Source organism: Citrobacter sp. W9, assembly GCF_026719375.1.
Lineage (GTDB): Bacteria > Pseudomonadota > Gammaproteobacteria > Enterobacterales > Enterobacteriaceae > Citrobacter > Citrobacter werkmanii.
In genome coordinates this window covers 160,866-182,111 of the sequence record NZ_JAPPTE010000009.1, presented here as the reverse complement: position 1 = coordinate 182,111, position 21,246 = coordinate 160,866, and the positions used below count along the sequence as shown (strand labels likewise).

The 21,246-nt window shown below is 51.1% G+C and carries 22 protein-coding genes; 11 read left to right on the top strand and 11 right to left on the bottom strand.

The window, feature by feature from the left end:
* Positions 1-74 precede the first annotated feature (74 nt).
* Both ptrR and OOJ59_RS15055 read left to right on the top strand, forming a co-directional pair.
* Positions 75-935: a putrescine utilization regulator PtrR gene (ptrR, locus tag OOJ59_RS15060; protein ID WP_038640556.1), complete on the top strand. Its 861-nt coding sequence runs from the start codon at positions 75-77 to the stop codon at positions 933-935.
* A 94-nt stretch (positions 936-1,029) separates the two neighbouring features.
* A complete protein-coding gene (locus tag OOJ59_RS15055) occupies positions 1,030-2,226 on the top strand; it encodes a sugar transporter (RefSeq protein WP_137347268.1) in 1,197 nt (398 codons plus the stop codon).
* Between the two features lie 37 nt (positions 2,227-2,263).
* Here OOJ59_RS15055 and OOJ59_RS15050 read toward each other — a convergent pair whose 3' ends face one another.
* Positions 2,264-2,929, bottom strand: coding sequence for a MarC family NAAT transporter (locus OOJ59_RS15050; protein WP_061381352.1), 666 nt, complete (start codon positions 2,927-2,929; stop codon positions 2,264-2,266).
* A gap of 257 nt (positions 2,930-3,186) precedes the next feature.
* On the opposite strand from OOJ59_RS15050, the gene marR reads away from it, so the two are divergent.
* The 3 genes from marR to marB are packed head-to-tail and all read left to right on the top strand — an operon-like array spanning position 3,187 to position 4,270.
* Positions 3,187-3,621: a multiple antibiotic resistance transcriptional regulator MarR gene (gene marR, locus OOJ59_RS15045; RefSeq protein WP_042308445.1), complete on the top strand. Its 435-nt coding sequence runs from the start codon at positions 3,187-3,189 to the stop codon at positions 3,619-3,621.
* A 19-nt stretch (positions 3,622-3,640) separates the two neighbouring features.
* Positions 3,641-4,024, top strand: a complete 384-nt coding sequence (marA, locus tag OOJ59_RS15040; protein WP_003032424.1) for an MDR efflux pump AcrAB transcriptional activator MarA — start codon at positions 3,641-3,643, stop codon at positions 4,022-4,024.
* 27 nt (positions 4,025-4,051) lie between these two features.
* Positions 4,052-4,270, top strand: a complete 219-nt coding sequence (gene marB, locus OOJ59_RS15035; RefSeq protein ID WP_160956300.1) for a multiple antibiotic resistance protein MarB — start codon at positions 4,052-4,054, stop codon at positions 4,268-4,270.
* Between the two features lie 33 nt (positions 4,271-4,303).
* On the opposite strand, the gene eamA is transcribed toward marB, so the two are convergent.
* A complete protein-coding gene (gene eamA / locus OOJ59_RS15030; protein ID WP_087856391.1) occupies positions 4,304-5,203 on the bottom strand; it encodes an O-acetylserine/cysteine exporter in 900 nt (299 codons plus the stop codon).
* A 198-nt stretch (positions 5,204-5,401) separates the two neighbouring features.
* On the opposite strand from eamA, the gene ydeE reads away from it, so the two are divergent.
* Positions 5,402-6,589, top strand: coding sequence for an efflux MFS transporter YdeE (ydeE, locus tag OOJ59_RS15025; protein WP_085048236.1), 1,188 nt, complete (start codon positions 5,402-5,404; stop codon positions 6,587-6,589).
* 40 nt (positions 6,590-6,629) lie between these two features.
* Here ydeE and urtE read toward each other — a convergent pair whose 3' ends face one another.
* From urtE to urtA, 5 genes are read right to left on the bottom strand one after another with little or no spacing between them, the layout of a single operon-like run.
* A complete protein-coding gene (gene urtE, locus OOJ59_RS15020) occupies positions 6,630-7,328 on the bottom strand; it encodes an urea ABC transporter ATP-binding subunit UrtE (RefSeq protein WP_121529040.1) in 699 nt (232 codons plus the stop codon).
* Positions 7,329-7,337: 9 nt separating this feature from the next.
* Positions 7,338-8,135, bottom strand: a complete 798-nt coding sequence (urtD, locus tag OOJ59_RS15015) for an urea ABC transporter ATP-binding protein UrtD (protein WP_137347266.1) — start codon at positions 8,133-8,135, stop codon at positions 7,338-7,340.
* On the bottom strand, positions 8,135-9,208 hold the full coding sequence (gene urtC, locus OOJ59_RS15010; protein ID WP_006684597.1) for an urea ABC transporter permease subunit UrtC: 1,074 nt from the start codon (positions 9,206-9,208) through the stop codon (positions 8,135-8,137). Before urtC ends, urtD begins: the two co-directional genes overlap by 1 nt.
* Entirely contained in the window at positions 9,208-10,782 is a 1,575-nt protein-coding gene (gene urtB / locus OOJ59_RS15005) for an urea ABC transporter permease subunit UrtB (protein WP_160956296.1), read from the bottom strand. Before urtB ends, urtC begins: the two co-directional genes overlap by 1 nt.
* A 43-nt stretch (positions 10,783-10,825) precedes the next feature.
* Positions 10,826-12,097, bottom strand: coding sequence for an urea ABC transporter substrate-binding protein (gene urtA / locus OOJ59_RS15000; RefSeq protein ID WP_038640537.1), 1,272 nt, complete (start codon positions 12,095-12,097; stop codon positions 10,826-10,828).
* 486 nt (positions 12,098-12,583) lie between these two features.
* On the opposite strand from urtA, the gene mgtS reads away from it, so the two are divergent.
* Both mgtS and OOJ59_RS28245 read left to right on the top strand, forming a co-directional pair.
* Entirely contained in the window at positions 12,584-12,679 is a 96-nt protein-coding gene (gene mgtS, locus OOJ59_RS14995) for a protein MgtS (RefSeq protein ID WP_003032406.1), read from the top strand.
* Positions 12,679-12,816 carry a hypothetical protein gene (locus OOJ59_RS28245; protein WP_419866971.1) on the top strand — a complete coding sequence of 46 codons (138 nt, stop codon included), beginning with the start codon at positions 12,679-12,681 and terminating at the stop codon, positions 12,814-12,816. The genes mgtS and OOJ59_RS28245 overlap by 1 nt, the downstream gene beginning before the upstream one ends.
* A 146-nt stretch (positions 12,817-12,962) precedes the next feature.
* Here OOJ59_RS28245 and OOJ59_RS14985 read toward each other — a convergent pair whose 3' ends face one another.
* Positions 12,963-13,889, bottom strand: coding sequence for a diguanylate cyclase (locus OOJ59_RS14985; protein WP_137351580.1), 927 nt, complete (start codon positions 13,887-13,889; stop codon positions 12,963-12,965).
* A gap of 167 nt (positions 13,890-14,056) precedes the next feature.
* On the bottom strand, positions 14,057-16,102 hold the full coding sequence (gene dcp / locus OOJ59_RS14980; protein ID WP_160956297.1) for a peptidyl-dipeptidase Dcp: 2,046 nt from the start codon (positions 16,100-16,102) through the stop codon (positions 14,057-14,059).
* 137 nt (positions 16,103-16,239) lie between these two features.
* On the opposite strand from dcp, the gene ydfG reads away from it, so the two are divergent.
* The 3 genes from ydfG (at position 16,240) to ydfZ (ending at position 18,153) form a co-directional block, all read left to right on the top strand.
* The gene (gene ydfG / locus OOJ59_RS14975) at positions 16,240-16,986 is read left to right on the top strand and encodes a bifunctional NADP-dependent 3-hydroxy acid dehydrogenase/3-hydroxypropionate dehydrogenase YdfG (RefSeq protein ID WP_038640530.1); all 747 of its coding nucleotides are present in this window, start codon (positions 16,240-16,242) and stop codon (positions 16,984-16,986) included.
* A gap of 86 nt (positions 16,987-17,072) precedes the next feature.
* Entirely contained in the window at positions 17,073-17,759 is a 687-nt protein-coding gene (locus OOJ59_RS14970; RefSeq protein ID WP_085048244.1) for a GntR family transcriptional regulator, read from the top strand.
* 190 nt (positions 17,760-17,949) lie between these two features.
* Entirely contained in the window at positions 17,950-18,153 is a 204-nt protein-coding gene (gene ydfZ / locus OOJ59_RS14965) for a putative selenium delivery protein YdfZ (RefSeq protein WP_038640526.1), read from the top strand.
* Positions 18,154-18,228: 75 nt separating this feature from the next.
* On the opposite strand, the gene OOJ59_RS14960 is transcribed toward ydfZ, so the two are convergent.
* The gene (locus OOJ59_RS14960) at positions 18,229-19,695 is read right to left on the bottom strand and encodes a mannitol dehydrogenase family protein (protein WP_150345013.1); all 1,467 of its coding nucleotides are present in this window, start codon (positions 19,693-19,695) and stop codon (positions 18,229-18,231) included.
* A gap of 164 nt (positions 19,696-19,859) precedes the next feature.
* Complete coding sequence (locus tag OOJ59_RS14955) at positions 19,860-21,239, bottom strand: MFS transporter (protein ID WP_137347259.1); 1,380 nt, start codon at positions 21,237-21,239, stop codon at positions 19,860-19,862.
* Positions 21,240-21,246 lie beyond the last annotated feature (7 nt).

Genomic DNA, 21,246 nt, shown 5'->3' with positions numbered 1-21,246 from the left:
TTATATCATGAGCATATTTACTCTTTCTGAAAAATGAATAATATTAACCACACCATTCACGATTAGAGAATATTATGGATCTGACGCAACTGGAAATGTTCAATGCCGTCGCGGAGACCGGCAGCATTACGCAGGCCGCAGCGAAGGTGCACCGCGTGCCGTCCAATCTCACTACCCGTATACGCCAACTTGAGGCCGATCTTGGCGTCGATCTGTTTATTCGTGAAAACCAGCGCCTGCGGCTTTCCCCCTCCGGGCACAACTTTTTACGCTACAGTCAGCGGATCCTGGCGCTGGTTGAGGAAGCGAGAATGGTGGTCGCCGGGGATGAACCGCAGGGCTTGTTTTCGCTCGGATCGCTGGAAAGCACCGCCGCGGTGCGTATTCCTGCAACGCTGGCTGAATATAACCAACGGTACCCGAAAATTCAGTTTGCACTGGCGACAGGTCCCTCTGGCACCATGCTGGACGGCGTGCTCGACGGCACGCTGAACGCTGCCTTTGCCGATGGCCCTATTACCCACCCCGGACTTGAGGGTATTCCGGTCTATCGTGAAGAGATGATGATTGTCACCCCACACGGTCACCCTCCCATCCAGCGGGCCAGCGACGTCAACGGCTGCAGTATTTACGCGTTTCGCGCCAACTGTTCCTACCGCCGACATTTTGAAAGCTGGTTTCATGCCGATCGCGCCATGCCGGGTACCATTCATGAAATGGAGTCATACCATGGGATGCTGGCCTGCGTTATTGCCGGTGCGGGTATCGCGCTGATTCCACGTTCGATGCTGGAGAGTATGCCCGGACACCATCAGGTCAACGCCTGGCCATTGAGCGAAAACTGGCGCTGGCTGAATACGTGGCTGGTCTGGCGAAGGGGGGCGATGACGAGGCAACTGGAAGCCTTTATTGAGGTATTGAACCCGCAGCTGTAAAAATGAGATCCGCATCACGAAATGATTGTATTTTCACCAGCAATCGTTTTAAGATCGCGATCTTACCTTTTCGCAGCTAATCCACTGATTCACTATGACAACAGACACTGTTTCCCGCAAAGTGGCGTGGCTACGTGTAGTTACGCTCGCCATTGCCGGTTTTATTTTCAATACCACAGAGTTTGTCCCTGTCGGTTTGCTGTCCGACATTGCACAAAGTTTTAATATGCAGACCGCTCAGGTCGGGATCATGCTGACGATCTACGCCTGGGTTGTTGCCTTAATGTCGCTTCCCTTCATGCTGCTCACCAGCCAGGTGGAACGACGCAAGCTCCTGATCTGTCTGTTTGTCGTGTTCATCGCCAGCCATGTACTCTCTTTCCTGGCCTGGAATTTCACCGTGCTGGTGATTAGCCGCATTGGTATCGCCTTTGCGCACGCTATTTTCTGGTCCATTACCGCATCGCTGGCGATTCGTCTGGCCCCGGCAGGAAAACGCGCGCAGGCGCTTAGCCTGATTGCTACCGGCACCGCGCTGGCAATGGTGCTGGGTCTGCCTATCGGGCGTATCGTCGGTCAGTATTTTGGCTGGCGCACCACATTCTTTGCCATCGGCATGGGGGCGTTAGTCACCCTGCTCTGCCTGATTAAGTTACTGCCTGAATTGCCCAGCGAACACTCCGGTTCACTTAAAAGTTTGCCGGTGTTATTCCACCGTCCGGCATTGATGAGTCTGTATGTGCTGACGGTGATTGTGGTCACCGCCCACTACACGGCTTATAGCTACATTGAACCGTTTGTACAGACCGTCGCCGGACTGAGTGCCAACTTTGCTACCGTGCTGCTACTGATTCTGGGCGGCGCGGGTATTATTGGTAGTGTGATATTTGGCAAACTGGGTAACCTTCATGCGTCCATGCTTATCAGTAGCGCCATTGCCCTGCTGACGCTGTGTCTGGTGCTGCTGCTACCAGCCGCTGACAGCGAAATGCACCTCGCCATCCTGAGTATTTTCTGGGGCATCGCGATTATGTTGATCGGCCTTGGCATGCAGGTAAAAGTGCTGGCGCTGGCCCCGGATGCCACCGATGTCGCAATGGCGCTGTTCTCCGGTATCTTTAATATCGGCATTGGCGCTGGCGCGCTGGTGGGAAATCAGGTGAGTTTGCACTGGTCGATGTCAACGATTGGTTATACAGGCGCAGTGCCTGCCGTTGTCGCGTTGGTATGGTCGGTGATTATCTTTCGTAAATGGCCAGTATCGCTCGAAGAGCGGCCTCAACATTCATAAAAAACGGGCCTGGTAAAATAATACCGGGCCCGTTTTTTTAAGCGTAAGTTTTAATAATTTCCAGCACGCCGTTAATAATAAACTGCACGCCCATACACACCAGCAGGAAGCCCATCAGACGCGAAATAGCTTCTATGCCGCCTTTGCCTACCAGGCGCATAATCCCACCAGAACTGCGTAAACACCCCCACAGGATAACGCCGACAACCGCAAAAATTATCGGCGGCGCAACCATAATTACCCAATCAGGAAATTCGGAGCCATGACGGACGGTTGACGCCGAGCTGATGATCATTGCTATCGTGCCCGGACCGGCGGTGCTTGGCATTGCCAGCGGTACAAATGCAATATTGGCAGTCGGTTCATCTTCCAGCTCCTCTGACTTGCTTTTCGCCTCAGGAGACTCATGCGCCTTTTGTTGTGGAAACAACATCCGAAAACCGATAAACGCAACGATTAACCCACCCGCAATTCGTAATCCGGGGATTGAAATCCCGAAGGTATTCATCACCAGTTGTCCGGCATAGTACGCCACCATCATGATGGCAAACACATACACAGACGCCATCAGAGACTGACGGTTACGCTCCGCGCTATTCATGTTACCAGCAAGGCCAAGGAACAACGCCACGGTGGTTAACGGGTTTGCCAACGGTAACAGGACTACCAGCCCCAGTCCTATTGCTTTAAACAAGTCCATCATAATGTCATCTTTCCTGTGCGTTAATCGTCAACGGCAAGTATAAGGTGAAACCCAAGAGATAAGCCATTTTCACGGTGTAAGGATTCATTTTTCACCTGCACCTATAAGCCATAATTATCAAACTGTTAAAATTATATACGTCTGTTGAGGAGCCTGCTGATTTAGCAAAACGTGGCATTTTCCGCCCCATTTATTTGACTTATATTTGCCTAAGCAATAATATCAGCCGTGACTAACTACTTGCCAGGGCAACCATTGTGAAAAGCACCAGTGATCTGTTTAACGAAATCATCCCACTGGGGCGTTTGATCTACATGGTTAATCAGAAAAAAGATCGTTTGCTAAACGACTATCTGTCACCGCTGGATATCACGGCATCACAGTTCAAAGTGCTCTGCTCCATCCGTTGCGCGGTGTGCATCACCCCTGTCGAATTGAAAAAAGTGCTGTCTGTCGATCTTGGCGCCCTGACGCGGATGCTGGACAGACTGGCCTGTAAAGGCTGGATAGAAAGGCTTCCGAATCCACACGATAAGCGTGGCGTGCTGGTGAAACTCACCGAGCATGGCGCAGCAATTTGCGAGCAGTGTCACCAATTAGTCGGGCAAGACCTGCACCAGGAACTAACAAAAAACTTAACGGCGGATGAAGTAGCCACGCTTGAGCATTTGCTTAAGAGAATTCTGCCGTAAACAGAAAAGAGGTATGACGATGTCCAGACGCAATACTGACACAATCACTATTCATAGCATTTTGGACTGGATCGAAAATAACCTTGAATCGCCGCTCTCGCTGGAAAAAGTGTCTGAGCGTTCAGGTTACTCCAAATGGCACCTGCAACGGATGTTTAAAAAAGAAACCGGTCATTCACTGGGTCAATACATCCGCAGCCGTAAAATGACTGAAATAGCGCAAAAATTAAAAGAAAGTAACGAGCCGATTCTTTACCTGGCGGAGCGTTACGGCTTTGAGTCTCAGCAAACCCTGACCAGAACGTTCAAAAACTATTTTGATGTTCCGCCGCATAAATACCGTATGACCAATATGCACGGCGAGTCACGCTATTTGCTTCCGCTCAATCAGTGTAATTGCTAATCGCCAAACGACGTAACCGAGGAAATGATGAAAATTCTGTCTTATGCGATGCTGGCCCTGCTGTTGATAGTTTCGGGCCAGAGCATGGCGGAACAGACCGCGCAACCAGCCACCCAGAACAGCCGTGACGCGATGATTATACCCCCTGCGCACGATCAGTCCCCGTTCGATTTTAATCATATGGGTGCCGGCAGCGATAAGTCCGACGAATTGGGTGTGCCTTATTACAATACGCGCAATCTGTAATTCGTTTTTGCCCCGCCACGGCGGGGCTTTTTATTACCCTCTCACCTGCGCTATCTTGCGCAAACGAAAGCCAAACACATTAATATACAGCCCAGCCATAATCAGCAGCGCACCCAGCAGTTGCAAACCCGTGAGCGTTTCATCCAGCAGCACCACCGCACTTGCCAGACCGACAACGGGCACTAACAGCGACAGCGGCGCTACCCGCCAGGTTTCATAACGTCCGAGCAAAGACCCCCAGATGCCGTAACCCACAATGGTCGCCACAAACGCCAGATAAACCAGTGACAAAATGGTGGTCATATCTATCGCCACCAGACTCTGCACAATTTGTGTCGGACCATCAAGCAGTGCGGATGCCAAAAAGAACGGAATAATGGGAATTAAGGCGCTCCACACGACCAGGGACATCACCGCCGGACGCGCCGTATGCTGCATTATTTTTTTGTTAAAGATATTGCCGCAGGCCCAGCTTAGCGCTGCCGCCAGCGTCAGCATAAAACCGAGCATGCCGACATGCTGTCCGTTCAGACTGGCTTCAATCAGTACCAGTACGCCAAACACGGCCAGCGCAATCCCTACCAGCTGTTTCCCGTGCAAACGCTCGCCAAAAGCGAATGCCCCCAGGATGATGGTGAAAAATGCCTGAGCCTGTAATACCAGAGAAGCTAATCCGGCAGGCATACCGAATTTGATGGCGCTAAAGAGAAACGCGAACTGCCCAAAACTGATAGTCAGGCCATAACCAAGTAACAGCGAAAGCGGGATTTTCGGGCGGGCAATAAAGAATATCGCCGGAAACGCCACCAGTAAAAAACGCAATCCTGCCAGCATCAATGGCGGCATATTGTGCAGACCCACTTTAATGACGACAAAGTTCAGGCCCCAAACGACGACGACCAGCAACGCTAACAACCCGTCTTTACGTGACATACCACCGCCCTTGTAAATATTAAATTTTTGTAAACAAGTTAAGGTAACGGAAATCATTGTACCGGAACAGATCATTAATTCAGGTAGGCTGCTGAGGACATTTTCCGACAACTTATTGGGTGTACATCACACTTTTACCATGCTATTTGTTTCTGATATCTAAAAAAAACATAACAACATGCATTGTCGGGCAGGAAAATGAATATCTCTCTGAGACGGTCCACTCTCGCGTTACTTGCATCATCTTTGTTATTAACCATTGGGCGTGGCGCTACGCTGCCATTTATGACGATTTACCTCAGTCGGCAGTATAACCTGAGCGTCGATCTGATCGGTTATGCGATGACGGTCGCCCTGACTATTGGCGTCGTTTTCAGCCTTGGCTTTGGTATTCTGGCCGACAAGTTCGATAAAAAACGCTACATGCTGCTGGCTATCTGCGGTTTTGCCTCTGGTTTTATTGCGATCCCACTGGTGCATAACGTGGTGGTGGTGGTACTGCTCTTCGCCCTGATCAACTGCGCCTACTCCGTCTTCGCAACGGTGCTGAAAGCCTGGTTTGCCGATAATCTATCTGCCACCAACAAAACGAAAATTTTCTCGCTTAACTATACCGTGCTGAACATCGGCTGGACCGTTGGCCCCCCGCTGGGCACGCTACTGGTGATGCAAAGTATTAACTTACCGTTCTGGCTGGCGGCCGCCTGCTCGGCTTTACCACTGGTGTTTATCCAGACGTGGGTAAAACGTTCCAATGCAGCATCAGAAAGTTCAAACGCCGCGGTTTGGTCACCCTCGGTGCTCCTACGCGACAGAGCATTGTGTTGGTTCACGTTGTCGGCATTTCTGGCGTCATTTGTTGGCGGCGCATTTGCTTCCTGTATTTCGCAATACGTGATGGTGGTCGCCAACGGTGATTTTGCCGAAAAAGTGGTAGCGGTCGTTCTGCCCGTCAATGCCGCCATTGTGGTATCGCTGCAATATGCCCTCGGACGCAGGATCACTGCCGCTAACATTCGACCGCTGATGACAGTAGGCACAATCTTCTTTGTGCTCGGTCTGGTTGGCTTCATGTTTTCCGGCAACAGCCTGTGGTTCTGGGGTATTTCTGCTGCCCTTTTCACGATCGGCGAGGTCATTTACGCCCCAGGCGAATACATGCTGATCGATAACATCGCCCCGGCTGGAATGAAAGCCAGCTATTTTTCCGCCCAGTCGCTGGGCTGGCTTGGCGCCGCGGTAAATCCATTGGTCAGTGGCGTTATTTTGACCACATTACCGCCGTGGTCGCTGTTTGTTGCACTGATCGTGGCAATTATCCTTGCCTGGGCGTTAATGATAAAGGGTATGCGCGCCAAACCCTGGGATCAGACGGTAGTCTGCTGATTGTCATCGCGACAGAGCCAGAGTGGTTCTGTCGCGTATCTCAAATGGCCACCAGCCCTCGTACTCCCTCAGATTCCATATTCTCGCCGAAACCGCTTTGAATAATGCTTCCGCGCGACATAAGCAGGTATTTGTCAGCCAACTGCTGCGCAAAATCATAGAACTGTTCCACCAGCAAAATGGCCATATCGCCCCGGTGCGCCAGTTGAGAAATAACCTGACCAATCTCTTTAATTACTGACGGCTGGATCCCCTCGGTCGGCTCATCAAGGATCAACAACTGCGGGCGACTGGCCAGCGCCCGTCCAATAGCCAGTTGCTGCTGCTGTCCGCCGGACAAATCTCCGCCCCGTCGATACTTCATCTCCTGTAGCACTGGAAATAGCGCGTAAATATCATCCGGCACGCGCCGGGCGTCCTGTGCTGAAAAGCGGGAAAGGCCCAGCAGCAGGTTCTCTTCCACTGTCAGACGAGGAAAAATATCGCGGCCCTGCGGTACGTACGCCACACCGGCTCTGACCCGTTGATGTGGCTTCCAGTGCGTGACATTTTTTTCCTGCCAGAGCACGCTTCCACTGCGGGCAGGAATAAGTCCCATCAGGCATTTTAGTAGCGTTGTTTTTCCCACGCCGTTACGCCCCAGCAGACACGTCACCTCGCCGATACGCGCTTCAAAGCTCACGCCACGCAGAATATGGCTGCCGCCATAATATTGATTCAGTTCATTTACCTGTAGCATCAGCCCTCCTTACCGTCCAAGATAAACTTCAATAACCTGCTCATTAGCCTGCACATCGCGCAGGCTTCCTTCGGCCAGTACTCGCCCCTGATGCAGCACCGTGACATGGTCAGCAATCGTCTCGACAAATCCCATGTCATGCTCAACAACCATCAGCGAGTGCTTTCCGGCAAGCTGGCGAAACAGCTCCGCGGTGTATTCCGTCTCAGCATCGGTCATCCCTGCCGCCGGCTCATCAAGCAGTAGTAAATGCGGCTCCTGGACCAGCAGCATGCCGATCTCAAGAAACTGTTTTTGTCCATGCGAAAGCAGCCCGGCACGGCGTTCGCGATCGTTGCCCAGACGTAACAGCGCCAGCATTTCATCGATGCGATCCCGTTGTTCACCCGAAAGGCGAGCCCGTAAAGAACCCCAAACGGATTTATCATTTTTCAGTGCCAGCTCCAGATTCTCCGCCACCGTTAGCGCTTCAAATACCGTGGGCTTCTGAAATTTTCGTCCAATCCCCTGGCGCGCAATGGCAATAGAATCAAACGTCATTAAATCAATAGACTGATCGTAAATCGCACGACCGCTTTGCGGTCTGGTTTTGCCGGTAATGACATCCATCAACGTCGTTTTTCCGGCGCCATTAGGACCAATAATGCAGCGCAGTTCACCTACGCCAATATTGAGCGTGAGATCCGTTAGCGCCTGAAACCCATCAAAGTTCACGTTGATTTTTTCCAGCTGTAACACCGGGTCGGTTTGATTGCGAAATCTGTCCCCTGGCAACTGTCGGGTAAAAAGACCTTCATCTGGCTGCATTATTTGTCTCCTTTGCGAAACAGACCAATCACGCCACGGGGTAAAAACAGCGTAACGCCAATAAAAATCAGACCAAGAAACAGTTGCCAGTATTCGGGCATGATCACCGTAAACAGACTTTTAGCGCCGTTCACCAACACAGCGCCAAAAACCGGGCCAATCAGGGTTCCGCGACCGCCGAGGGCGACCCAAATCGCCGCTTCAATCGAGTTGGTCGGTGACATTTCGCTGGGGTTAATGATGCCCACCTGCGGAACATACAGCGCACCAGCCAGCCCGCACAATACAGCGGAAAGCGTCCACACCAGCAGCTTGAAACCTTTCGGATCATAGCCACAGAACATCAGCCGATTCTCGGCATCGCGCACGGCGGTCAGGATACGACCAAACTTACTGCGCGCCAGCGCCAGTCCCAGCCACAACGCCAGCACCAGTAGCATCACCGTCGCCAGAAACAGCGCGATACGGGTTGAGGTCGCGGTCACGGGGAACCCCAGAATAGTGGTAAACCCGGTGAAACCGTTATTTCCACCAAACCCGGTTTCGTTACGGAAAAACAGCAACATGCCTGCGAAAGTCAGGGCCTGAGTCATGATAGAGAAATAGACGCCCTTGATTTTTGAGCGAAAAGCAAACCAGCCAAACACCAGCGCCAGCAGGCCGGGCACCAGCACAACCAGCAGCATAGCCCAGATAAAATGTTGCGTTCCCCACCAAAACCAGGGCAGTTCGGTCCACGACAGAAACGACATAAAAGCCGGTAGTCCTTCGCCGGAGGCCTGACGCATCAGGTACATCCCCATCGCATATCCCCCCAGTGCAAAGAAAATGCCATGGCCCAGTGAGAGCATTCCGGCATAGCCCCACACCAGATCCAGTGCCACCGCCACAATGGCATAACACAGGATTTTCCCGGCCAGCGTCAGCGTCCAGACGGAGATTGCCAGCGGATGATCCGCGGGGAGTAGCGCCAGAAATGGCAGAATAATGAGCGCCAGCAGCAAAAACAGTCCCAGGATGCGCGTCACGCGCGGCGCTTTTCGTGCCAGCGTTAATGTCATTGGCATAGTCATTAGTCAATAACCCTCCCTTTCAATGCGAAAAGTCCCTGAGGTCGTTTCTGGATAAACAGAATGATCAGCACTAGGATCATAATTTTGCCGAGAACAGCCCCCACCTGAGGCTCAAGAATTTTATTGAAGATCCCGAGACCAAACGCCGCTGCCACACTCCCGGCGAGTTGTCCAACGCCGCCAAGCACCACCACCAGAAACGAATCAATAATGTAACTTTGCCCCAGCTCCGGCCCCACGTTACCCAACTGCGACAGCGCCACGCCACCCAGCCCGGCAATCCCTGAACCCAGTCCAAAGGCCAGCATATCGACTCGCCCGGTAGGCACGCCGCAGCAGGCCGCCATATTGCGGTTTTGCGTCACCGCGCGCACACGCAGCCCCAGACGGGTTTTATTCAACAATAGCCAGGTGAAGAACAGCACCAGCATGGCAAAGCCAAGCACCACAATTCGGTTCCACGGCAAAATCAGATTGGCATAGACCTGAATTCCCCCGGAAAGCCATGTCGGATTGGCGACTTCGAGGTTCTGCGCGCCAAAGGTCATTCGCACCAACTGGATTAGCATCAGACTGATCCCCCATGTCGCCAGCAGTGTTTCAAGCGGACGGCCATATAAATGGCGGATCACGCCGCGCTCCAGCAACATTCCTACTGCCGCGGTAAGTAAAAAGGCGACCGGAAGCGCAATGACCGGATACCAGGCTAACCATTGCGGGAGAAACTGACCCATCAACTGTTGCACCATCCAGGTACAGTAAGCGCCGAGCATTAACATCTCGCCATGCGCCATATTGATGACGCCGAGTAACCCGTAAGTAATCGCCAGACCCAATGCCGCCAGTAGCAAAATCGAGCCCAGAGACAATCCCATAAAGGCTTGCCCAAGAAGATCGCCAACCTTCATGCGGTGTGCGATGGAATTCAGACTTTCGTCGGCGGCAGCGCGAACGCGGGCATCAGATTCATGCTCTGCACGGGTGAAAGGTTGTAATTTCGCCTGGGTTTCAGGGTCGTTTGACGCCCCCAACAATTCAATTGCCTGCCGCCTGACCTCTGGTGATGCACTGGTCAGTTGCAGGTTAGCCAGCGCAATAACCAGTGCAGATTTCACGTCAGCATCCGATTCCTGCGCCAGTCGTTGTTGTAAAAATGGCAGCATGCCAGGCATTGCCTCACGCTGTAATATGCGTGCGGCATCAGCCCTAACTGTGACACTGTCACTTAAAAGCTGATGCGCAGCCAGCGTTCCGGCGACCAGATTGCGCAGTCGGTTAGTCAGACGGACTTTTTTTAGCTCGCCGTCTGGCGCTGCCGCCGACCCCAGCGCTTGTGCTCGCGCACCGTCCATGACAAACGCATTTTTCGCATTATCGGTCAGCAGGTTTTCATCTCGCAGCGCCTTAAGCACGGGTAAACGCTGAAGGTCGGGATTCATCGCCCATTGTTCAAGCAAGGTGGCTTGCTGCGCACGGTTGGCAGCGGTAAAAGTATCGGCATCTGATGCCTGCGCTATCCACGGCAAAAACCACGTCAGCAACATCACACCACGAATAAAGCGCATGACTTTCATGAGCATTCTCCTAAGCGTTGCCCTCCCGCAGGAGGGCATAAGATCAGTTGCTGGCGGTTTTTACGGGTTGTTCAGATTTTTTATCATTGCCGGCGATATACGGGCTCCACGGCTGGGCGCGGACCGGCTCATCGGTTTGCCACACCACGTTAAACTGACCATTGCTTTCAATCTCGCCAATCATGACGGGTTTGTGCAGATGATGGTTGGTGGCATCCATCGTGAGGGTAAAGCCAGATGGCGCGGCGAATGATTGCCCTGCCATTGCAGCACGGACTTTATCCACATCGGTAGTTCCGGCTTTTTCTACTGCCTGTGCCCACATATGCAGACCAACCCAGGTGGCTTCCATTGGGTCGTTTGTCACAACCGAATCCGCATTCGGTAATTTGTGCGCTTTGGCATACGCCCGGTAATCCGCGACAAACTTCTTGTTAGCCGCATTATCCACGGACTCAAAGTAGTTCCAGGCGGCAAGGTTACCTACCAACGGTTTCGTATCAATACCGCGCAATTCTTCCTCACCTACGGAGAAGGCCACCACCGGAACATCGGTGGCTTTCAGCCCCTGGTTCGCTAACTCTTTATAGAATGGAACATTAGAATCACCGTTGATGGTTGAGACCACCGCCGTTTTTCCCCCTGCGGCGAATTTTTTAATGCTGGCGACAATGGTCTGATAATCACTGTGTCCAAACGGGGTATACACCTCTTCGATGTCTTTATCGGCAACACCTTTCGAATGCAAAAAGGCACGGAGAATTTTATTAGTCGTGCGCGGATAAACATAATCAGTCCCCAGCAGGAAGAAGCGTTTCGCACTGCCGCCGTCCTCACTCATCAGATACTCAACAGCCGGGATCGCCTGCTGATTAGGCGCCGCGCCGGTATAAAAGACGTTAGGCGACATTTCCTCGCCTTCATACTGCACCGGATAAAACAGCAAACCATTTAATTCCTCGAATACCGGCAACACCGATTTACGCGAAACCGATGTCCAGCACCCGAACACCGCCGCTACTTTGTCCTGACTCAGCAACTGTCGAGCTTTTTCAGCAAATAAAGGCCAGTTCGAGGCTGGATCAACCACCACCGGCTCCAGCTTTTTGCCCAACACGCCGCCCTGCGCATTGATTTCGTCAATAGTCATCAACGCCACATCTTTCAACGGCGTTTCGGAAATCGCCATCGTTCCGGATAACGAATGCATGATGCCCACTTTAATAGTGTCAGCCGCCTGGACGCTAAAACTCATGCCCATTGCCATAACGGAGGCCGATAACGCAAAAGCTTTTAAAATTGTACGACGCTGCATAGTTTCACTCCTGAAATTAGATTCGCTGAAAGCTCCGGTGCAGCCGGGCAGACAAAACGGTGCAAATTAAGGGGATTCAGAAGTGATAAGGCAAAAACGATGCCAGATATTAAAACACCATATAAAATCAAAGCATTAGAGTAGTACAGTTCAGTGACTGGATGAAAATATTTCGCCAATAAGGCGGATCGTCAGGAAAATTGAACCACCATGAGACAGCGTTGCATTATAACCGTGCAACAATTTGCATGGGGTTCGTATAACAATGACTTTGGCACTCAGCATAAAATCGTGATTAATTCCCCCAGGATAAGCGCGCCTTGTCACTATTATTTATTTTTCCCGACAAAATCGCGTCAATTTTTTACATTTCAGACGAAATAATCATACAGTTCAGCCTTTGTTTAAGTTGCAATTGCTACTATAGTCATAAGCGAGGTGAACTTAAGGTAAGAGAGGAAACTCACAGATAAAGGAGCATTTACTATGCTGGGTAATATGAATATTTTTATGGCTGTTCTGGGAATTATTTTATTTTCCGGTTTTCTGGCCGCGTATTTTAGCCACAGATGGGATGATTGATGAACGACGATAGTCCTGCACCGAACCGGCCCCTTGTAGCGTCACTGCACAAGGGGCCATTTTTTTACCTGAATCGCCTTTCCTGCACCTTTTCCCTGGCCAGCAATAAAAAAAACCGCCGGATAAACCAGCGGTAAATGCTTGCATGGATAGATTTGTGTTTTGCTTTATACGCTATCTGGCAATTCCCTGCGAAGATAACGGATATCTGGCTAACCTATCATCGGCAACCCCAATGAAAGCTAAACGAAACGTAACTAACGCAAAACAGCTTAGGTGAATCTCACGCGCTGAGGTGGAACGAAAGTCCATCACTGGCGTTAACCAGGGTGATCTGCTCGCGTTCATCCATAAACATACAGCGATTTCTGCCGCTCTGTTTTCCCTGATACATCGCTCTGTCAGCCCGCCCAAGAGCGGTATCTAATTTCTCATCCCGCTGAGCTCTGGTGATACCGCCCGTTACGGTGATAGCGATCTCTCCATCTGCGTAAGGGATTTTTTGCTGGCCAACAAGCTGACACAATCGCAACCCAGCCTGGCGGGCCTGCTCATCAGTTTTCGTTCGGATGATGATAATGAACTCTTCGCCACCGTAGCGGTAAGCTTGTTCATCATATCGCGTCCATACCAGAAAATTTGCTGCCAGAGCGCGTAATACTACGTCCCCCACAAGATGACCATACGTATCATTAACGTGTTTAAAACGGTCGATATCCAGCAGCAATATATAAAGGTTAAGCGGTTCGGCATCGATTAACTGTTGGTCAAAAGACTCATCGAGCATTCTTCTGCCCGGTAAGCCTGTTAATATGTCGATATTGCTCCGGATACTCAGCAAATATATTTTATAGTCCATTACAGCAGACGTAAATGCCAGTAACGCGTCCTCGAATTTGGTGAAATGCCATGGATAACTCCGTTTCTCCAGTATTGCCAATAGCAAATCCTTGCCTGATAAATGCATTTTTTCATGAACAGTATTTATCTTATTCACATAGCTACAATCATCTTCATTGCGCAGCGATTGATTATTAAGCCACTGTCCAAATTGGCAAACAAAATGCGCGTTGTCACCCATGATATCTGGTTGCGTAGCATTCGAGGTTACTGCGCAACGGAACATATTCACCAGCCATTTATAGTGGGCATCAATTGACTTGTTCAACTCGATCAAAATTGCATCTATTTCCATCGTATTTCTCATCATCACGATCTTCCTCCCTGTTCGAACGTTTCTGATGCAATCATCTTAACGATAAAAAAGAAAATTTATGTAATTTTTTTATTTTGAGAATAAATCTTATCAGGTGCAATAATGAACAGTAAGATAAGACCGGGCATCACGCCCGGCTCAATTTTTTTACTGACAGTGCCTTACGCGCTCAAACCACGATGTTCCAGCATCGGCTCCATGCGGGGATCGCGCCCGCTCCACTGGCGATAAAGTTCAGCTAAATCAGTACTGTTCCCGCGGGACAAAATCGCTTCGCGGAATTTCTGCCCGTTTTCGCGGGTTAATCCACCCTGACCTACAAACCACTGATAGCCGTCATCAGCCAACATTTGCGTCCATAAATAAGCGTAATAACCCGCAGCATAGCCGCCGCCGAAGATATGGGCAAAATAACTGCTACGATAACGTGGCGGCACGGCCTGAAGATCCAGATCTTCTGCCGCCAGCGCCTGCTGCTCGAATTGATCAACTGAATAAGATGACGCCTTCGTCTCCAGACTGTGCCAACGCATGTCCAACAATGCGGCACTGAGCAGTTCGGTCATATCGTAGCCTTTATTAAACAAGCTGGCCCGCTGCATTTTATCCCGCAACGTCTGCGGCATTGGCTCCCCGGTTTCGACATGACGGGCAAATCGGGCAAAAACCTGCGGATGGCTCGCCCAGTGTTCGTTAATCTGCGAAGGAAACTCGACAAAATCACGCGGAGTGTTAGTGCCTGAAAGCGTGGCATAACGCTGAGTGGCAAACAGACCGTGTAACGTGTGGCCAAACTCATGAAATAACGTAATGACATCATCCCACAGCAGTAACGCCGGCTTACCCGTTACGGGTTTTTGATAATTACAGACATTGTAAATAACGGGTCGGGTTTCGTTAAGCTCCGATTGCTCAACAAAATTGCCCATCCATGCCCCGCCGCTTTTTGATTCACGGGCGAAGAAATCACCATAAAACAACGCCAGTCCTACGCCATCGTGGTCGAAAATTTCCCATACCCGAACATCCGGGTGATAAACCGGAATGTCGAATCGCTCAACGAATTTGACACCAAAGAGCTGATTGGCCGTCCAGAAAACGCCCTCGTTCAACACCGTATCCAGAGCAAAGTAAGGTTTAAGCTGTGCCTCATCAAGGGCGTATTTCTCGCGGCGGACCTGCTCAGCATAAAATGCCCAGTCCCAGGCCCTGACGCTAAACTGCCCCTGCTCTTGATCGATGACTTTCTGGATTTCAGCCTGTTCATCCAACGCACGCTGGCGCGCGGCCGGAACGATCGCCCGCATAAACGAAAGTGCCGCCTCAGGCGTTTTAGCCATCTGGTCGGCGATTTTCCAGGCCGCATAATTGGCAAAACCGAGTAATTTTGCCTGTTGCATGCGGATGTCGACCAGACGCTGAATAATAGCCCGGGTATCGTTATCGTCATCGTGTTCGGCCCGCGTCCATGCCTGGGTAAACAGGTCTTCACGGATCTGGCGATCGCGTAACACGGCAAGCGCCGGTTGTTGAGTGGTATTCAATAACGGAATAACCCAACGTGATTCAAGCCCCTTTTCTTTTGCAGCCTCAGCGGCAACGGCAATTTCTTCGGCGCTAAGTCCGTCAAGCCGCCGGACATCATCCACCACCAAAGCACCGGACTTGTTCGCCGCCAGCAGACGCTGATTAAACTGACTGGTCAGCGTGGCTGACTCGGTGTTGAGCGCTTTGAGGCGTGCTTTGTCGGCCTCATTGAGGCGAGCGCCTGCCAGTACAAAACGCTGGTGGACAACCTCCACCAGACGCACTGATTCGCAATCCAAACCTAAGGTATGACGTCGTTGCCAGACTGCATCGACGCGGGCGAAAAGCGCGCCATCAAGATAGATATCATTGGCAAGTCCCGCCAGCTCTGCTGAGAACGCTTCGTCAAGGCGTTGTAGTTCATCGTTAGTGTGCGCCGCCGTCATCGCAAAGAAAACGCTGGTTACGCGCGTGAGCAGCGCGCCGCTTTGTTCAAGCGCCAGCAACGTGTTAGCAAAATCCGGGTCCTGTGGGTTTTGTACAATTGCCGCGATCTCTTCGCGTTTTTGCCGCACGCCCTCATCAAACGCCGGACGATAATGCTGCACGTCAATCTGATCAAACTGCGGTGCCTGATACGGCAATGTACTGTGGTGTAAAAAAGGATTCGTTAACGACATCTTTCACTCCTGAAAACGATTTGTTTACCAGAGTAGACTTCCCGGGAATCGACCGCAATCCTGTTAACCAGGAATAGCTCTGACCGGAAATGACGTGCTATGGTAGTACTACATAAAAAGCGTTGAGGAACAGTGAGATGATCGTTTTAGTAACCGGAGCAACCGCAGGTTTTGGTGAGTGCATTACGCGTCGTTTTATTGAGAATGGGCATAAAGTTATTGCCACCGGACGCCGCCAGGAGCGCCTGCAGGAACTCAAAGATGAGCTGGGTGACCGCCTCTATACCGCGCAACTGGACGTACGTAATCGCGCATCGATTGAAGAGATGCTGGCGTCCTTACCTGCTGAATGGCGCGATATTGATGTTCTGGTCAACAACGCAGGTCTGGCGCTGGGCCTCGAACCTGCCCACAAGGCCAGCATTGAAGATTGGGAAAACATGATCGATACCAACAACAAAGGCCTGGTTTATATGACCCGTGCCGTGCTGCCTGGTATGGTTGAGCGCAATCGCGGACATATTATCAATATCGGCTCTACCGCGGGTAGCTGGCCATACGCCGGCGGTAACGTTTATGGCGCGACCAAAGCGTTTGTCCGTCAGTTTAGCCTCAACTTACGTACTGACTTACACGGGACAGCGATTCGTGTTACCGACATTGAGCCGGGTCTGGTTGGCGGCACGGAATTCTCTAACGTGCGTTTCAAAGGCGATGATGCCAAGGCGGAAAAAACTTACGAAAATACCACCGCGCTGACCCCACAAGATGTTACAGAAGCGGTATGGTGGGTGGCTTCGTTACCCGCTCATGTCAACATTAACACCCTTGAAATGATGCCTGTCACACAGTCTTTTGCCGGGCTGAGTATCCATCGGAGCTAATTTCTCTGCCCGGCCTTGCGCCGGGTATAGATAGCCTGAAATAAGTGATAAAATATCTGGGTTAACTCTCTAAAAAGTAAGAATGAATGACCGTAGAAACGCAGCTCAACCCTACACAGCCTGTAAATCAGCAGATTTACCGTATTCTTCGTCGTGATATCGTGCACTGTCTGATTGCGCCGGGTACGCCGCTGTCGGAGAAAGAAGTTTCTGTACGCTTTAATGTGTCACGCCAGCCGGTACGAGAGGCATTCATCAAACTGGCAGAGAACGGTCTGATTCAGATCCGTCCGCAGCGTGGCAGCTACGTGAACAAAATTTCGCTGTCGCAGGTGCAAAATGGCTGTTTTGTTCGCCAGGCGATTGAATGTGCCGTGGTCCGCCGCGCCGCCGCCCTGATCACCGATAAACAGTGCTATCAGCTCGAACAGAATCTGCATCAGCAGCGTATCGCGATTGACCGAAAACAAATTAATGATTTCTTCCAGCTTGACGATGAGTTTCATCAGAAACTGGCTTTAATCGCCGAGTGCCAGCTCGCCTGGGACACCGTCGAGAATATAAAGGCCACCATTGACCGCGTTCGCTATATGAGCCTGGATCACATTTCCCCTCCTGAAATGCTGCTGCGCCAGCATCACGATATCTTTGCCGCACTTGAAAAACATGATGGTGACGGCGTCGAGCGTGCAATGATGCTGCACCTTCAGGAAATCGGTGAGTCTGTTCAGCTTATTCGCCAGGAAAATAGCGACTGGTTCAGCGAAGATTAATATGACGCTCACCTCTCTGCGGGGTGAGTTTTTCAACGTTTTCCCCTCTCCTGCACATCTGCCTAAAAAAAGCTGTGACTTTGATCGAAAACAAAAAAAATCATTAACGAGAAGCGTATTTATATTGCGCCCGTTACGTGGGACTAAAAGCCCACGGGCTTTGACGGTGAGTTGGAAAGGAGAAAACACCATGAAAACATACGATCGTAACCGTAACGCAATCACCACTGGCAGTCGCGTCATGATTAGCAACACCGGACTCACAGGCCGCATTACAGCGATAGATACCGATGGCCTGACCGCTGAGCAAATTCGCCGTGGCAAAACAGTGGCAATCGAAGGGTGTGAAGGCAAATATGCCCCACTCGAGTTGATTCGTTTGGGCATGAACTAATTGGTGTGAATGCCAGAAAACACTGCGCCATCTGGCCCGTTTAAAGCCAGATGGCGACATAAATGATGCCCTTGGTTACTTCAGTTTTGCAGCATACTTCGCAACCGTTGCCTTTGCCCCTTCAGCCAGTAAAGTAAGATAGGCTTCTGTGACCTGGCTTTTGAACAGTTCTACCTGCGGTAATTCGCGACCAAAAATGGCATCAATCGCCAGTAACGCCTGAACGCGCGCTTCCCCCTCGTGACTACTGCGGACCGCAGTCTGGATCACTGGCAACAGCGGATCGCTGATTTCAATCGCCTGACCGTGTTCATCCACACCGCCGACATAGCGCATCCAGGCGGCTACGCCCAGTGCCAGCAGCGCAAAATGGCTGCCATGCGCAATGTGCCAACGAATTGAATCGAGCATACGCTGCGGCAGTTTTTGGCTGCCGTCCATCGCAATCTGCCAGGTACGGTGACGCAGTGCCGGGTTGCTGTAGCGCTCAATGAGCAGATCGGCATAGTGTTGCAGATCCACCCCTTTCACTTTCAGCGTCGGCGCCTGTTCCTGCAACATCAACGCTCGAGCGGCAAGACGATAATTTTCATCCTCCATGCAGTCGTTGATATGCTGATAACCCGCCAGATAACCAAGATAGGCAAGGAAAGAGTGACTGCCGTTGAGCATACGCAGTTTCATCTCTTCAAACGGAATCACATCCGATACCAGCTCCGCCCCGGCCTTTTCCCATGCCGGACGACCGGCGACAAAGTTATCTTCAATTACCCACTGACGGAACGGTTCACAGGCTACGCCTGCCGGGTCGCGTACCCCGGTGATGTGTTCAATTTTGTCCAGCGTATCCGGAGTAACCGCAGGAACAATGCGGTCCACCATTGTAGAGGGGAACGTCACATGCTGTTCGATCCACGTAGCCAGTTCAGCATCTACCGCCCGGGCATACGCGGTGACGACATTGCGCATAACGTGGCCGTTTTCAGGCATGTTGTCGCAGGACATCACGGTAAATGCGGCTAATCCCGCAGCTTTGCGACGCGCCAGGGCTTCAACCACCACGCCTGGCGCAGTTTTTGGTTGTTTTGGATTTTGCAGATCGGCGGCAATCATGGGGTTGTCTAACATCAGTTGACCCGTCGCCGGAGAGTGGCAATATCCTTTCTCGGTGATGGTGAGAGAAACGATCGCCACCTGCGGTTCACACATCGCAGCCAGTACGCTTTCCAGACCATCTACCTGCGCATGCAGCGCGTTTTTCACCACACCAACGACTCTGGCAGTCCACGCATCCGCAGACATCTCCGCAACGGTATACAAATTATCTTGCTGTTTCAGATCGGCAATCTGCTGCTCACCGCCAATCAGATTCACTTCGCAATAGCCCCAGTCACTGCCGTGTTCTGCAGCCAGGATGTCAGCATAAACACCCTGATGTGCGCGATGAAACGCGCCAAATCCCAGATGAACAATACGCGGGATCAGAGTAGTACGATCGTAGTCAGGAAGCGCAGCCTTTGCCGCTAACAGCTTGTTTTGCATGGTATGACCTACTTATCAATGAAATCAGGACTGTCTCAGAGTAACGCCTGCAGGGTTGTATGTTTTGATTTGCATTAAGCTTTTTATGATTGGTATGACATCATTTAAAGCTGTGTAATAGCATGAACGGAGCATGACCGCCCCGTCCATGCTACAGCCAGGTCTTAGCTTACCTGGGTCGCTGAGCAACGAACTTTATCCGTCTGACTCACTTCAGCGGCATCCTCAAGCACGCTCAGATCGCGGTCTTTGACCTCCGGCATCAACAACGCGGACACCAGACCGATCAGTGAGTAGGCAATAACCATCGCCAGAATTGGCCACCAGGAATTGGTCATGTTGCAGAAAATGCCGGCCAGAACCGGCCCAAAACCAACGGCTACCAATCCGCCCGCCTCTTTTGAAATCGCCATTCGCGTAAACCGATTGCGAGCACCAAATATTTCAGCCATGGTGATATTTTCGAGAGCAAATAATCCCAACACAGCAAAGTTATGAATAACAATCAATGCTGACATGATAACGCCAGGGCTATACGTTTTATCCACTACAATAGACAACATCGGGTAAGCCAAAATAATGGCTGAGATATTGAGGATAATATATGGCAATCGACGGCCAAATTTATCAGACAACCAACCGAGCAGCGGTATGGTAATAAATCCCAGTACCGAGCTAATCATTAATGCATCAGTGGGAATTGATTTATCAAACAACAAAGTCTGCACTAAATAACCGGCGAGGAATGTCTGGATTAATCCTGAGTTTCCCGCCTGTCCAAAACGTAAACCGGTGGCCAGCCAGAAGGATTTACTGGTAAACATCGCGCCCAGCGTATTTTCCGACGAATTGTTTAATGCAGGCGCATTTTCCTCATTATTCACTTTCTCAAATACCGGACTTTCTTTGAGATTCATACGTAACCAGATGGCAAAGATCATCACCACAACACTGGCCAGGAACGGAATGCGCCATCCCCAGGCTAATAATTCTTCACGGTCAAGAGCAAAGAACATCACCGCCCAGATGGCCGTTGCGCTAAGGGTCCCACAGTTGGTACCCATGGCGACAAGTGAGGAAATAATCCCACGTTTTCCTTTCGGCGCATACTCGGCAAGCATAGTACCCGCCCCGGAGATCTCAGCCCCCGCGCCAAGTCCTTGCACAATACGCAGCGTCACCAGCAGTATGGGCGCAAAGATACCGATTTGCGCATACGTTGGCAGCACGCCGATTAATGTTGTACAAATCCCCATCATTGTAATCGTGATAAACAACACCTTTTTACGCCCGATGCTGTCCCCCATCTTGCCAAATATAAATGCCCCGACGATACGAGCAATATATCCTGCGCCGTAGGTTCCCATCGCTAAAATGAGAGCCATCGCCGCAGATTGTTCCGGGAAAAATATCTCATGGAATACCAGTGCGGCACCCAAAGAATATAACTGAAAATCCATAAATTCGAGCGCAGTACCTAACCATCCGGATACGGCGGCTCTGACCAGATCTGTGGTGGATCTTTCGTGTTTTTCTTGATTCATATTGGCT